Genomic DNA, 13,576 nt, shown 5'->3' with positions numbered 1-13,576 from the left:
CGCGCGAAGAGTGACAGTTGGGGCGTTTTGCGAAAAGGACCGGTAATCGGATCGAGACCCGATTGGAAGCTAGGGTGGATGTCGTGACCCGACAGTGGCATCCCGACCCAGAGCCGATCGAGACCAACGACACGGCGGCGGTCGCCATCGGCACCGGCCTATGGGCGATCGCCCTGGTCGCGCTGCTGATCTTCCGCCCCGCCCCGGAGAACGCCTGGTGGATCTGGACCTGCGTCACGGGCGTCGGGTTCGGCCTGTGCGGGATCTGGCTGGTGCGCCGCCCCCGGAACAGCTGACATCTGTCACGTCCGGGGCCTGCCCGTTGTCACCCCGGACCGCTTCAAGAAGTCACCCAAAAGAGCTGTTACGCCGCACTACCTGGGCAATCGTCTTCCCATCATGCTAGATGTCATGAAGAAGACCTTGTTCGCGTTCCTCGTGGGTGTGACGGCTCTCGCCGGCTGCGGCACCACCGGCGAGCCCGCTGCCCAGCCCACCTCGACGCCGGCCGCCCAGAGCGCCGGCACGGTGGCCTGGAGCACGTGCACCGGCCTCACCGGCGCCGACGGCAAGCCGGTCACCCCCGACCCGGCCGTCGAATGCGGCAAGGTCGCCGTTCCCCTCGACTACGCCAAGCCCGCCGGTGAGACGATCGACCTGGCGCTGATCCGGGTGAAGGCCACCGGCGAGCGGCTCGGCTCGCTGGTCTTCAACTTCGGCGGCCCCGGCGGATCAGGCGTCGACACGCTGGTCCTGGCCCACCGCGCCTTCGCCAGCCTGGGCACCCGCTACGACCTGGTCAGCTTCGACCCGCGCGGCGTCGACCGCAGCGCCGGGGTGGCCTGCGGCGGCGAGATCGACAAGCTGCTGGAGTCGGCCGTCGCGGCGGACGGCGACCGGCTCGCCAAGGAGTTCGCCGCCGCCTGCGAGAAGGACTCCGGCAAGGTGCTGCCGCACGTCGGCACCGTCAACGCCGCCCAGGACCTCGACCGCATCCGGGCCGCGGTCGGCGACGAGAAGCTCAACTACTTCGGCCTGTCGTACGGCACCCACCTCGGCGCCGTCTACGCCACCAAGTTCCCGCAGAACGTCGGCCGCTTCGTCCTGGACAGCGCCTACGACCCTGCCGTCACCTTCGAGGAGCGGGCGGTCATCCAGGCCACCGGCTTCGCCCAGGCCTTCGACGCCTTCAGCGAGAGCTGCATCGCCCAGGGCTGCGACCTGGGCAAGACCGGCGACGAGGTCGAGGGGACCGTCGAGAAGCTGCTGAACGGGCTCAAGGACAAGCCGCTCAAGGTCGGCGACCGCGAGCTCACCTACGGCCTGGCCCAGCTGTCGATCATCACCCCGCTGTACGCCAAGGCCACCTGGCCGATGCTGGAGCAGGGCGCCGCGGCCGCCATCAAGGGCGACGGCGCCATGCTGCTGTCGCTGGCCGACTCCTACACCGGCCGCAAGCCCGACGGCACCTACTCCACCATGATGACCAGCCTCCAGGCGATCACCTGCGTGGACAGCACCGAGCGGCCCACCGAGGCCGAGACGGCCGAGATCAACGAGAAGGTGCGGAAGGTCTTCCCGATCCTGGCCGCCGACGGCTCCGGCGCGGCCTGCGCCCACTGGCCCGCCGAGGGGTCCGACGAGGCCAAGAAGATCGACGCCACCGGCTCCGCGCCCATCATGGTCATCGGCGGCAAGGGCGACCCGGCCACGCCCTACCAGTGGGCGGTCTCACTCAACGAGAAGCTCAAGACCGGCGTGCTGGTCACCTACGAGGGCGAGGGCCACGGCGCCTATCTCAGCGGCAGCAGCTGCGTCATGCGCACGGTCGACACCTACCTGCTGAACGGCAAGCTCCCCGCCGCCGACACCTCCTGCCCCGCCAACTGAACGACCCACCGAGCCTGCCCGGCCGAACCCGCCGGGCAGGCTGGGCGCGGGCCTGCCCAGGCGGGCCCGCGCGGACGTCGTGCTCGGGGCCGGTCTACGACAGGTCCGCCTCCGCTAGCAGGAGAGGCACCGCGTCGGGGTCGCGCAGCAGCGCGGCGACCGCCAGCCGGTCGTTCCACTGGCCGGTGGCCCAGGCCAGGCCCCGCGCCAGCCCGTCCAGGCCGGTGCAGTGCACGGCGCCCTCGAAGAAGCGCCACGCGCAACCCACGCCGTCCACCAGCAGCTTGTCGTGCTCGACGTAGGTCTCGGGGGCCGTGGGGAGCAGCGAGCGCACCTGCGGCGGCACCGGCCGCGTCTCGCCCGCCGAGGTGACCTCGCCGGAGGTCATCTCGCCGGCGAGCGGCAGGTCGAGCAGCTCCGACAGGGACTCGGCCAGGTCGTACGGCGCCAGCACCAAAGGATGCTGGGTGACCAGTTGCAGCAGGTCGGGCGCCTCCACCACGACGACCCGCTCGGCGTCGGCCACCACGATGTCGCCGCCGAGCACCGAGCGGACCCGGGGCGGCGGCGCCACCCGGGACGGCTCCACGCCCGCCAGCGCGATCCACAGGGCCCGCAACTGGGCCCGGTCGACCACGATGGACTCGTCGGCCATCAGATCGAGCAGCTCCTCCGGGCCGCCGTGGGAGTCGAGCAGCTCGGCCAGCGTGCTGCGCACGCCCAGCATCGCCAGCGCCGCCTCGTCCAGCCCCGTCGGCGCGTCACCGTAGAGGCCCTGCAGCAGCGGATCGGCCCCCGGCAGCCGCAGCTCGCGCGGCTTGCGCCCGCCGAGCACGGGGTGACCGGCCAGCCACCAGGCGGTGTAGGAGGGCACCTCGACGCCCTCGACGCGCAGTGGGTGCAGCGCCGCGCGCAGCGGCGGCCTGGTCAGCAGCGCCAGCGCGGCCTCCCAGTCGGCGACGAGCTCCAGGTCGCGCACCGCCACGAACTCCGGCACCACCGGCGGCACCTCGAGATCGGGCAGCAGGTCGTGCAGATGGTCGAGCCAGTCGTCCTCGCCGTCGAGGTCGTGGTCGCAGTCGTCCTGGTCGAGCAGCACGTCGGAGTCGTGCACCACGGCGAAGCCGTCGAGCACCCCGACGGCGGCCAGCACCCGCGGGCCGTAGGTCTCCACCAGGTCGTCGGCGACCACCCCGAGGTGCGTGTCGGGCTCCAGCAGCCCCGCCAGCGCGCCACCGGCCAGCATCAGCTCACCGGCCGGATAGAGCTCGCCGTCGGCGCCACGCAGCGCCAGCTCCGCCAGCCACGGCGCCTCACCGGGGGCCAGCGACGCCGCCTGGACGAGCGACAGCACCGCCTTGGCCAGCGGCTCCGGATCGGAGCCGTCGAGCGACCTGGAGACGGCCTCCCTGGTGAGCGGGTCTTCGAGGATGGTCCTGGGGGTGGCCTCGGCCGCGCCCAGCCGCACCAGCGCCGGATGAGCGGCGTCCGGGTGCACGATGCGCAGCCCGAGCGGCGCGAGATCGAGCCCGACCTGCTCGGCTCCGCCGCCCGAGGCGACCGAGCCGGGCTCCAGGATGAGCGTGCCGCGCGGCCCGCGCACCAACCGCCCGTCGGCCAGCGGCACCGGCAGCGCGCCCAGCGACTCGGGGTCGTCGGCCGGGAGCACGTCGTACAGTGAGCGCCACCAGGAGGGGTCGCGCGACTCCACCGCCTCCCCCGACAACAGGTCCACCACCTCGGCCAGCTCCACCCGGCGCACGCCGAGCGAGCCCATGGCCGGATCCCTGGCGGGCCAGCCGGTCGGCAGCAGGCCCGGGACGAAGTCGGCGACGGCCGCCAGCATCTCGGACGAGCCGGCCACCACGGCGGCCTCCCGGCCGGTGACGACCCAGCCATCGGCCTCCGGCTCCTTGGCCGGGTGCTCGACCTGCCACTCCGCGTCGGGCTCGTAGACGTCGGCGTCAGCGAACGACGGCGTCTGCACGGCGGGGGCCGGGGCCGACAGCGCCGGCAGCAACGGCACGTCGGGGAGCCGCTGCAGGATGGCCCGGCGCACCCGGGCGTCGAGCTCGCCCTTGCCCATGAGGGCCGGGACGAGGCTGAGCAGCCTGGGCGTGCGCGGCAGCTCCCTGAGCAGCGTGACGTAGGCGTCGGCGGCCCTGTCGACCAGGAAGTCGGTCAGCGGCCCCTTGGCCACGTGGCGGCGGTCGGTGGCCATCGGGAAGGAGGCGATGAGCAGCGCCGGCAGCGCGAGCGGCTCATCGCTCGGCGTCGGTGCGTGCACCACGGGCGGCACGTTGGCCGGCAGCGGCCCCGGCTCCCCGGTGCCGGTGAGCGGGACGGCCCAGCGCACCGACCAGAACGGACGGGCGCGCTCCTCGGTCGGGCGGTCGGCGAAGAGCCCGGCCACCTCGTCGGAGGCGAACTCCCCGGACACGGAGACCACGTGCCAGCCGTCGGCCGACACCGTGCGGATCTCGCCGTCGAGGTCGATCTCGATCGCGGTCAGCGCGGGCATGCCCAGCGGCAGCGCCGGGCTCGCCTCCAGCAGCATCCGCCGCACCGCCTCGGCCGACGCCTGGTCACGCAGCGGAAGGCGTACGACAGAGTCGAAGCCGTCGGGCACGTCGAGCGGGTCGGCCGCGAACGGCAGGCGCAGCAGCGGGACGTGGCCCGAACGGGAGGTCAGCTCGCCCGCGAGCCCCGGCACGGAGGAGACCAGCGCGGCCGTCTCCGCGCGCGACCAGCGGACCGCGCCCGTGGCGCGGGAGCCGATCGACGGCTCGTCGCAGACGGAGACCACCGCCGCGAACCCGACGCCGAACCGGCCCGCCGCGCCCACCTCGTCACGCTTGCCGGAGACGCGCAGCGTGGACAGGCCCTCCACCCCGACGGCGTCGAGCGGCGCGCCGGTGTTGGCGGCGGTCAGCACGTCACCGCGCAGCGTCAGCCGGAGCACCCCTGGCACGCCCGCGCGCAGCGCCGCGTCGGCGGCGTTCTGCGCCAGCTCGACGATCAGCCGGTCGCGGTAGCCGCCGAGCGCGAAGTCCTCCTCGGCGTTGGCGTCCTCGCGGAATCGGGCAGGCGAGGCCGTCCAGGAGGCGAGCACGGCGGCCCGCATCCGGTCGGTGCCGAAGGTGTCGGTCATCGATCACGATCCTGTACATGGAAGTAGGCGAGACACCGTAGGTTAGCGGCCCTCACCGACACTCCCCGACGGGAAAGGATCAGGAGTGGCCGAGCTCCTCGGAGGCGGCTTCGTCGACCGAGCCCGCCTCCTCCTCCATCATGTCGAAAGTCAACTCGTCGAGGATCGGCATCGCCTGGTCCACCGGCGGCGGCATGACGGCGGCCTCGGAGTGCGCGCCACAGCCATGGTCGGCGGCGACCACCCGGCCGTCGTCCGGCGCGTACTCGTTAGTGCAGACGCCGAACATCTGCCGGAGCCCACCCGCGAGCAGCCAGTAGAAGCCGCAGGTGGAGCACTGCGCGGGAGCGGCGTGTGCGATCGGAGTATGCGGCCCGTGCTCGCCCGAATGCCAGCGTCTGGCGGTCCGGTCCTTGCCGATGGCCGAGAGCACACGTGCCCGGCCCAGGCCGTACTCGAAAATCATCTGACGATCGGCGTCGTCGTCGGTCTCGTTGAACCCCGGCTCCAGCCGGTCGTCGTCCTCCGGGGTCGGCAGCAGGTCGCCCACGCCCAGGTCGCCCGGCCGCAGCCGCTCGCTCCACGGCAGCCACTCGGGCGCCAGCAGCGCCCCCTGGCCGGGCAGCAGGACGGCCTCGCTCACCGTGACCTTCTTCGCCCGGGAGGCACGGGTGACCGTGACGGCCCAGCGCCAGCCGCGGTAGGCGCGGTCGAGGCAGGCGAAGTAGTGGGTGACGATCCGGTCGCCCTCGCCTTCGTAGCCGAGGTGCTCGCCCGGCTCGCCCGGTCGCGCGAGCTCCCCTGCGGCGGCGCGCGCCAGATCAACCGCGTCGACACATGCCTGATCGGGCGCGGAGACGCGGGTCCTGGCACGGCTCATCGGCCCGCCTCCGCCGAAAGGTGCTGTTCGCTCACACTTCATTCTCACCCATGACGGGACCGGACGGGGACCTCTAGTGCGGATCCGGCGCTGAGATCGCCCCGAGATCGGGTAAGACTTGTAGGCGTGGAGGGAGGCTGGGAGCGAGCGAGAGAGATCTCGCGACGCATGGGACGCGGCGTCGCCGACGCGGGCCGCGCGACCGCACGCGCCGGAAAGGCGACCGCCGGCGGCACCGCCCGCGCGGGCCGGGCCACCGGCCGGGGCGTGCTCGCCACGGGCCGGGGGGTGCGCAAGGTCGGCCAGGCCACCCGCCGCCTCACCCACGCCCACGGCGCCGACCGCACCGGACTCGGCCGCCTGATCGAGCTCACCGCCGGGCACAGCGCGGGTGACACGCTGGTCACCGTGGCGCTGGCCAGCACCGTCTTCTTCGGGGTGCCGGTCGGCGAGGCCCGCGGGCCCGTCGCCCTCTACCTGGTCATCACGATGCTGCCGTTCGCGTTGCTGGCGCCGTTCGTGGGGCCGATCCTCGACCGGTTCAGGTCCGGCCGCCGCTACGTCATGGCCGGCACGCTGTTCGGCCGTGGCCTGCTGTGCTTCGCGATGGCCGCCGCCGTGGGGCCGCAGGACCTGCTGACGCTGTTCGCCGGGGCGCTGGGCGTGCTGGTGCTGTCGAAGGCCTACAACGTGTCGCGGGCCGCGATCATGCCGAGCGTGCTGCCCGCCGACATCACGCTCGTCTCGGCCAACGCCAGGGTGGCGCTGTTCTCGCTGGTGACGGCCGGGGTGATGGTGCCGGTCGGCGCGGGGCTGACGCTCTGGCTGGGCAGCACCATGATGCTGCGGGTGGCCATGGTGGTGTTCCTGGTCGCCGGCGTGTTCGCCGTCCGGCTGCCACGGCACGTGGACTCGCCGGACCTCGACGAGGAGACGCCCGAGGAGGGCCGGGCGCCGCGCTGGCGGACCCTGCTCAAGGTCGGCCCGGCGGTGGGCGAGGCCGTCTGGGCCAACGTGGCCATCCGGTTGTTCTCCGGCTTCCTGCTGTTCTTCCTGCTCTTCCTGGTGCAGGACAAGGGCGTGCCGTGGCTGGCCGTGCCCGACCCGTTCTTCGACACGCCGAAGACGATCGCGGTGCTCGCGGCGGCGGCCGGGATCGGCGGCCTGATCGGCGCGTTCGCCGCCAACTGGACCCGCAACCATGCGCCCGGCGTCGTCGTGCTGCTCACGCTGGGCACGACCGCGGTGACCACGATCCTGGCCGCGATCTTCTTCGGCCTGTGGGCCGCGGTCGCGGTCTCGCTGATCACCGCGTTCGCCCAGGAGCTGGGCAAGCTCGCCCTCGACGCGATCGTGCAGCGCGAGATCGGCGAGGAGGTCCGCTCGTCCACGTTCGGCGTGGTCGAGGCGATGCTCCAGCTCGCCTGGGTGTTCGGCGGGCTGATCGGGCTGGTCCTGTCGCTGACCGAGAGCAGCACGGCCGGGCTCGTCACGCTGGCCGTGGTGCTCACCGCCGTGCTCGGCTGGCTGGTCGTGACCAGGCGCACCCGCATCCGTGCCGCCAACCGCCGGGCGCGCGCCCAGCACCAGCCGGCCCAGACCGCGGAACAGGCCGCGGAACAACCTGCGGGCCGGCGGCCGGACCGCTATTCAGACGCCGAGCCGCTCGACACCACCAAACTCGACACCACCAAGCCGCTGACGAACCCGCACGGTTAGGCGTCGAGGTCGTCGGCCACGGCCCGGAGCACCTGCGCGATCTTCTTGGCGTGCGCGGCGTCCGGGTGCTTGCCGCGCTGATAGGACGTCGAGACGTCGTCGAGCAACTTGATCAGGTCCTCGACGATGACCACCAGCTCGTCCGGCTTCTTCCGCTTGGCCTTGGGCTTCGTCTTCGCCAGCGTCGGCGGCTGCTCGAGGATCCGCACCGAGAGCGCCTGCTGGCCGCGCCTGCCCTCCGCGACGCCGAACTCGACCTTCTGGCCGGGCTTCAGTGGCCCGGCGTTGGCCGGGAGCGCGGAGGAATGCACGAAGACCTCACCGCCGTCGTCACGGGTGAGGAAGCCGAAACCCTTGTCGGCGTCGTACCACTTGACCTTGCCACTCGGCACAGGAGGACCTCGTTCAAACAGTCGTGATTAAGGTGATGGACGTAGGTTATGCCCCGCAGAGCGGCAGGGCGACCGGGTAAATGCCGCTGAATTAGCGGACTTCCTCGCGCGAGCGCCAAGCGGCGAACCAGGTGCCGAATTCCGTCAGGTCGCTCAGCGCCACATCCGCCCCGTGATCGCGCAGCTCTCCCACCGTGTAGGGACCGGTCGCGACCGTCACGCTGACCGCGCCGCCCGCCCGCGCCGCCTCGATGTCCGCGACGTGGTCGCCCACGTACGCCTCCGCGCCGAAGCGGGTGAGCGCCGAGCCCTTGGCCGCGCCGAAGACCGAGCCGGCCACCTCGTCCACGTCCAGCCCGAGCCGGCGCACGGTGCTCCTCGCGTCCCGGGAGTTCTTGCCGGTCACGACGATGACTCGGCCGCCACCTGCGCGAACGCTCTCGATCGCCTCGTGCGCCCCGGCCATCACGGTGTGCGCCGGCACGCCGACGTCGGGGTAGATCTCCCGGTAGAGCTCGGCCGCGTCCAGGATCGCCTCGGCGGGCAGCCAGTTGGCCAGCTCGTGCTCCAGCGGCGGGCCGAGCCGCGTGATGATCGCCTGGCTGTCGATGCGCACACCCAGCCGGGAGGAGAGCTCATCGTAAACCGCCGCGATCCCCGTTCTCGTATCCGCCAATGTCATGTCCAGGTCGAATCCCACCGAAGTTCCCACAGGTGAAGGATGCCAAAGAAGGACGCGGTCCGCGTAACGGGCACCGGCCGTGGGACCGTGGGAAAGACAGAAAGGAATTACTTACCGGGACGGGGGGCCACCATCGCGGGCAGGGTCCGGCGCTACGACTACGCTCCTTACCCGGAGGTATCAGGAGAGATGACCAGATCGTCAAGCACGGGCGCCAAGCCCACCGGCGTGCCCGTGAGCACCCGTGCCCGGATCGTCGACGAGGCGCTGCGGCTGTTCGCCGAGCGGGGTTACGCCGCCACGTCCGTGGCCGAGATCGAGGCCGCCTCCGGGCTCTCCCCCGGCGCGGGCGGGCTCTACCGGCACTTTAGGTCCAAGTACGAGGTGCTGTCCGCGGCGATCAACGAGCACGCCGCCAGGACCCGCTCCCAGGTCGCCGAGAGCCTGGCGGAGCTGAGCGGCATGGAGGCCTCGGTCGACCTGGAGGTGCGGTTGTCCCGCCTGTGCCGTGCCGGGCTGGCCAAGGTCCGCGAGGAGTCGGAGCTGACCCGGGTCTTCTTCCGCGACCTCAGCCAGTTCCCCGAGCTGGTGGCGGTGGTGCGGGAGGGGCTGCTGCAGCCGATGTTCGACGCGATCACCACCTGGTTCGGCGCCCAGCCCGAATACCGGGGCGCGGAGGTCGACTGGGCGGGCATCGGCGCGGTGCTCGGCGGGGCGGTCGTGCACTACCGGCTGTTCCAGGAGACGGTGGGCAGGTCACCGGGCAACGCCGAGAAGGACCAGTTCGTGACCGCGTGGGTGCGGCTGGCCGTCGGCCTGCTGCCCAGCCCCGCGCCCGTCACCTGACGTCTCACCTGTGGACGTCTCACCTGTGGACGTCGCCGTCGAGGAGCCGGTAGACCAGCCAGGCGACGCCCGCGCCGGTCCCGATCATGAACATCACGCCGCTGACGTTGAAGAACTGCAGCATGAACGCCTGCAGCCCCGGCTGGTCGCCCACCCGCAGGCCGCCCACGACCACGCCGCCCGCGGTGTAGCCGAGCAGCGGAGCGCAGACCCCGATCAACCGGTCGCGCAGTGTCCAGGTGTCGCCGGCCATCACCAGGATCGCGCCGAGCGCCCACACCATCACCGGCACCCGGAAGATGGCCACGGCGGGCAGGTTGAAGGGCACCAGCAGCGCGGCCACCACGAGGATCACCAGGGCTGCGGTCTCACGCGGGTGGTCCTTGACGACGGTCCTGGCGTCCTTGCCGCCGGTCGCCATCGGGTTCGCGGAGAACATGGCCGCCCTGCGCAGCGAGGCGAACGGCAGACCGCGCTCCCGCCCGGCAGGCCCGGGGCCGCGCACCGCCCCCGGCGGCAGGCTCACGTCGTCCGCGATCCTCGGGAACGCCGCCGTCGCGCCGGACCGCGCGGGAGAGCCGGACCGCGCGGGAGAGAGCGCCGTCGGGGCGGGGCCAGAGGTGGGCAGGGCCGGTGCGGCCTGGGTTCGCACGGTGCCGGGGGCGGACTCGGCCAGCCTGCGCACCTCCCGCTCGACCAGCAGGACAGGGTCGCCGAAGCGGGCGAGCACCTTGGACACCCGCCGGGGGTCCTGGCTGCCGTGCCGCTCCTCCTCGATCCTGGCCCGCAGCCGCCTGCTGAAGTCGAGCCGCTGGTCGGGCCGGAGCACACCGTGAGCCGCGTCGGCCGCCTTGCTGACGTAGTTGAGGATGAGCTGGTCCGCTCGCTCTGTCACGCCTAGCAATGCTGCCCCAATGAGCCGGGACATACCATGGCAACGATGGAGTTCACGGAGTGGATCAGGGGGCGCACCGACGAGGAGCTGCGGACGCTCGTCTCAGCGCGTCCCGAGCTGATCAGTCCGGTGCCCGCACACCTGGAGGGCCTGGCGTCGCGGGCGGGCAGCCCTTCTGCGATCGCGCGCGTGCTCGACCGGCTGGACCGCTTCACGCTGGCGGTCGTGGAGACGCTGGCCGTACAGCAGGGGCCGGTCAGGAAGACGGCGCTGCGCGAGCGGGTCGGCGGCGCGCTGGCGGCGGGCAAGCCCGAGCCCGCGCTGAGCGCGGCGCTGGCGCGGCTGCGTGACCTGGCCCTCGTCTTCGGCCCCGACAGCGCGATCGACCTGGCCCCGGGCGTGCGCAAGGTGCTGGAGGACCCGGCGGGGCTGGGTCCGACCGCCGAGACGGCGTTCCGGCACCACCCGCCGGAGCAGTTGCAGGAGATGGCCGACGAGATCGCGCCCGACACGGCGGGATCCGGCAAGGAACGCCTGGCCGCCGCGCTGGCCGACCCGGCGGCGCTCATCGATCAGGTCTCGCCCGAGGCGAAGAACGCGCTCGAACAGCTCACCTGGGGGCCGCCGACCGGCCGGGTGCCCAACGCCCGCCGCGAGGTGCGGCTCGCCTCCGCCCGCTCGCCCATCGAGCAACTCCTGGCCCGCGGCCTGCTGGCGGCGACCGGCGAGGAGAGCGTGACACTGCCCCGCGAGGTGGGCCTGCACCTGCGTGGCGGGCGGGTGCACCGGGACCTGCTCCCCGTTCCGCCCGCGCTGGAAGGCACCACCCGCGACCAGGCCATGGCCGACCGGACCGCCGCCGGGCAGGCGTTCATGTTCGTCCGGGCGGTGGAGGAGCTGTGCGAGCGGTGGAGCATCGAGCCGCCCGGCGTGCTGCGCACCGGCGGCCTGGGCGTACGCGACATGAAACGTACGGCGAACGAGCTCGATCTGCCCGAGTGGGCGGCCGCGCTGGCCGTGGAGGTCGCGCACGCGGCCGGGCTGACCGCCTCGGGCGGCAGCGTCGACGGCGAGTGGCTGCCGACCAGCGGCTACGACCTGTGGCGGATCAGAGGCACCGCCGACCGGTGGGTGGTGCTGGCCACCACCTGGCTGCAGATGGACCGGGTGCCCGGCCTGGTCGGCGAGCGTGACGACCGGGACCGCCCGCTCAACGCGCTCCACCCCGACCTGCGCCGCTCCTCCGCGCCGGCGGTGCGCGCCGCCACCCTCAGCGTGCTGCACGCCGCGCCCGGCCTCGCGCCCTCGCGGGACAGCGTCCTGCGCCGGCTCGAATGGGAGCAGCCGCGCCGCCGCGGCCCGCTGCGCGAGCAGCTCACCGAGTTCGCGCTGCGGGAGGCCGAGCAGCTCGGTCTCACCGGGCTCGGCGTGCTGTCCGGCCACGGGCGGGCCCTGCTCGCGGGCGAGGACGCCGCCTCGGTGCTCGACCCGCTGCTGCCCCAGCCGGTCGACCACGTGCTGCTGCAGGCCGACCTGACGGCGGTCGCGCCGGGGCCGCTGACCAGCGAGCTGAACCGCTGGATGACGCTGGCCGCCGACGTGGAGTCCAAGGGCGGCGCGACGGTCTACCGGTTCGGCGAGAGCTCCATCCGGCGCGCTCTAGACGCCGGTCAGGGCGTCGAGGAGCTGCTGGCCATGCTGGAGCGCCACTCCGCCACGCCCGTCCCGCAGGCGCTGTCCTACCTGATCTCCGACGTGGGCCGCAGGCACGGCCGGATGCGGGTCGGCACCGCCGGCGCCTACATCCGCTGCGACGACCCGGCGCTGCTCGACCAGATCACCGCCGACCGCCGTTCGGCCGCGCTGCGCCTGCGCAGGCTGGCGCCCACCGTCATCGCCTCGCGCTCGTCACGGGCCGCGCTGGTCGACTCGCTGCGCGCCATGGGGTACGCCCCCGTCCCCGAGTCGCTGGACGGCGACGTGATCATCTCCCAGTTGGAGAGCAGGCGCACCGAGGGATCGGCGCCGGCCCGGCCGATGACCTCCTCCAACGGCCTCGACCCGGATGTGGCCACGGCGGCCGTGCGGGCGCTGCGGGCCGGTGACGCCGCGCACCTGGCCCGGCGGGAGCCCGTCGACGCCCCCAGCGGCCAGATCCCGCAGAGCCCCAACTCCGCCACGATCTCGGTTCTCCGAGAGGCGATCAGGCAGGGCGTGCGGGTGTGGATCGGCTACCGCGACTCACAGGGCAACGCCACCTCCCGCATCCTGGAGCCGGCCAGGATGGAGGGCGGCTACCTGACCGCGTACGACGAGACCAGGGCCGCCGTCCACCGCTTCGCCCTGCACCGGATCACCGGCGTCTCAAGCCTCTGAGCCGCGCTCTCCCGTTCCCGCTCGCGCCAACAGGGTCGCCATCGGCGTGTCGAGGTGGACCGTCTGGCGGGCCAGGTCCACGACCGCGGCGGGTGAGGACAGGGTGGCGGCGTACGCTCTGGCCGCGGCCAGCTCGTGGCCGCTTCTGCGCGGCGTGGTGCCGGATCCGGCGACGCACAGCTCGAACAGCTCGCCGGAGGCGGGTGGCTCCCAGCGGTGCTCGACCTCGACCGCCGGCGCGGGCGGGCCGGTCCTGGTCAGCACGAGGAAGCAGCCGACCTCGGTGAGCTCGTCGGCCAGCTTGAGCAGGTCGTGTCGCTCGCCGGCGTCACCGGCCCAGTCGTGCAGCAGGTAGGCGCGGCCGGGCTCGAACTCCATCCGCGCGGCCAGCTCCACCACCGTCGCCACCGGGGAGAGCACCGCGACGCTGCCCTCGGCCAGCGGCATCCGCGAGAGCAGGGCGATGGCGCCCAGCCTCTTGCCCGTCGACGCGGCGCCCGCCAGGACCAGCAGGTGGCCGACGGCCAGCCTGCGCACCGCGTCCGGGAAGCAGGGCGGCTCCAGGTAGGTGCGCAGGAGCCGGTCGACGTCGTAGGGGTTGAGGTCCGCCAGCACGGCCGGTGGGACGGCCAGTGGGACAGCCAGTGGGACAGCCGGTGGGACGAACGGTGGGACGGCCGGTGGGAGCTCGGGGACGTCGGCGGGGTGCTCGCGTGGCGGCTCAGTCCCGTGGTCCACGGACCGC

11 protein-coding genes are annotated in these 13,576 nt (G+C 73.1%); 5 read left to right on the top strand and 6 right to left on the bottom strand.

Features of this window, described 5'->3' with window-relative positions; genetic code table 11:
• The first annotated feature begins 83 nt into the window (after nucleotides 1-83).
• Together ACTMTF_RS30985 and ACTMTF_RS30980 are read left to right on the top strand one after the other, a co-directional pair.
• Nucleotides 84-296: a DUF2530 domain-containing protein gene (locus ACTMTF_RS30985; protein ID WP_441113838.1), complete on the top strand. Its 213-nt coding sequence runs from the start codon at nucleotides 84-86 to the stop codon at nucleotides 294-296.
• Nucleotides 297-411: 115 nt separating this feature from the next.
• Nucleotides 412-1,890 (top strand): alpha/beta fold hydrolase, encoded by a 1,479-nt coding sequence (locus ACTMTF_RS30980; RefSeq protein ID WP_441113837.1) that lies wholly within the window; start codon nucleotides 412-414, stop codon nucleotides 1,888-1,890.
• A gap of 94 nt (nucleotides 1,891-1,984) precedes the next feature.
• Here ACTMTF_RS30980 and ACTMTF_RS30975 read toward each other — a convergent pair whose 3' ends face one another.
• The gene (locus tag ACTMTF_RS30975) at nucleotides 1,985-5,041 is read right to left on the bottom strand and encodes a sacsin N-terminal ATP-binding-like domain-containing protein (RefSeq protein ID WP_441113836.1); all 3,057 of its coding nucleotides are present in this window, start codon (nucleotides 5,039-5,041) and stop codon (nucleotides 1,985-1,987) included.
• Between the two features lie 79 nt (nucleotides 5,042-5,120).
• A complete protein-coding gene (locus tag ACTMTF_RS30970) occupies nucleotides 5,121-5,921 on the bottom strand; it encodes a DUF3027 domain-containing protein (protein WP_441113835.1) in 801 nt (266 codons plus the stop codon).
• Nucleotides 5,922-6,089: 168 nt separating this feature from the next.
• Here ACTMTF_RS30970 and ACTMTF_RS30965 point away from each other — a divergent pair, with 168 nt between their 5' ends.
• Nucleotides 6,090-7,640 carry an MFS transporter gene (locus ACTMTF_RS30965; protein WP_441113834.1) on the top strand — a complete coding sequence of 517 codons (1,551 nt, stop codon included), beginning with the start codon at nucleotides 6,090-6,092 and terminating at the stop codon, nucleotides 7,638-7,640.
• On the opposite strand, the gene ACTMTF_RS30960 is transcribed toward ACTMTF_RS30965, so the two are convergent.
• Together ACTMTF_RS30960 and ACTMTF_RS30955 are read right to left on the bottom strand one after the other, a co-directional pair.
• Entirely contained in the window at nucleotides 7,637-8,032 is a 396-nt protein-coding gene (locus ACTMTF_RS30960) for a cold-shock protein (protein ID WP_397014649.1), read from the bottom strand. The genes ACTMTF_RS30965 and ACTMTF_RS30960 overlap by 4 nt on opposite strands.
• Nucleotides 8,033-8,123: 91 nt before the next feature.
• Nucleotides 8,124-8,744 carry an HAD family hydrolase gene (locus ACTMTF_RS30955; RefSeq protein WP_397014651.1) on the bottom strand — a complete coding sequence of 207 codons (621 nt, stop codon included), beginning with the start codon at nucleotides 8,742-8,744 and terminating at the stop codon, nucleotides 8,124-8,126.
• A gap of 159 nt (nucleotides 8,745-8,903) precedes the next feature.
• On the opposite strand from ACTMTF_RS30955, the gene ACTMTF_RS30950 reads away from it, so the two are divergent.
• Nucleotides 8,904-9,560: a TetR/AcrR family transcriptional regulator gene (locus tag ACTMTF_RS30950; RefSeq protein WP_441113833.1), complete on the top strand. Its 657-nt coding sequence runs from the start codon at nucleotides 8,904-8,906 to the stop codon at nucleotides 9,558-9,560.
• A gap of 19 nt (nucleotides 9,561-9,579) precedes the next feature.
• Here ACTMTF_RS30950 and ACTMTF_RS30945 read toward each other — a convergent pair whose 3' ends face one another.
• Entirely contained in the window at nucleotides 9,580-10,455 is an 876-nt protein-coding gene (locus ACTMTF_RS30945) for a hypothetical protein (RefSeq protein ID WP_441113832.1), read from the bottom strand.
• Between the two features lie 45 nt (nucleotides 10,456-10,500).
• On the opposite strand from ACTMTF_RS30945, the gene ACTMTF_RS30940 reads away from it, so the two are divergent.
• Complete coding sequence (locus ACTMTF_RS30940) at nucleotides 10,501-12,831, top strand: helicase-associated domain-containing protein (protein WP_441113831.1); 2,331 nt, start codon at nucleotides 10,501-10,503, stop codon at nucleotides 12,829-12,831.
• On the opposite strand, the gene ACTMTF_RS30935 is transcribed toward ACTMTF_RS30940, so the two are convergent.
• Nucleotides 12,820-13,569: a hypothetical protein gene (locus tag ACTMTF_RS30935; protein WP_441113830.1), complete on the bottom strand. Its 750-nt coding sequence runs from the start codon at nucleotides 13,567-13,569 to the stop codon at nucleotides 12,820-12,822. The genes ACTMTF_RS30940 and ACTMTF_RS30935 overlap by 12 nt on opposite strands.
• Nucleotides 13,570-13,576: the final 7 nt, after the last annotated feature.

The organism is Nonomuraea sp. ZG12 (assembly GCF_052068115.1).
In the GTDB taxonomy this organism is placed as follows: domain Bacteria; phylum Actinomycetota; class Actinomycetes; order Streptosporangiales; family Streptosporangiaceae; genus Nonomuraea.
This window is presented reverse-complemented; position numbering and strand designations above follow the sequence as displayed.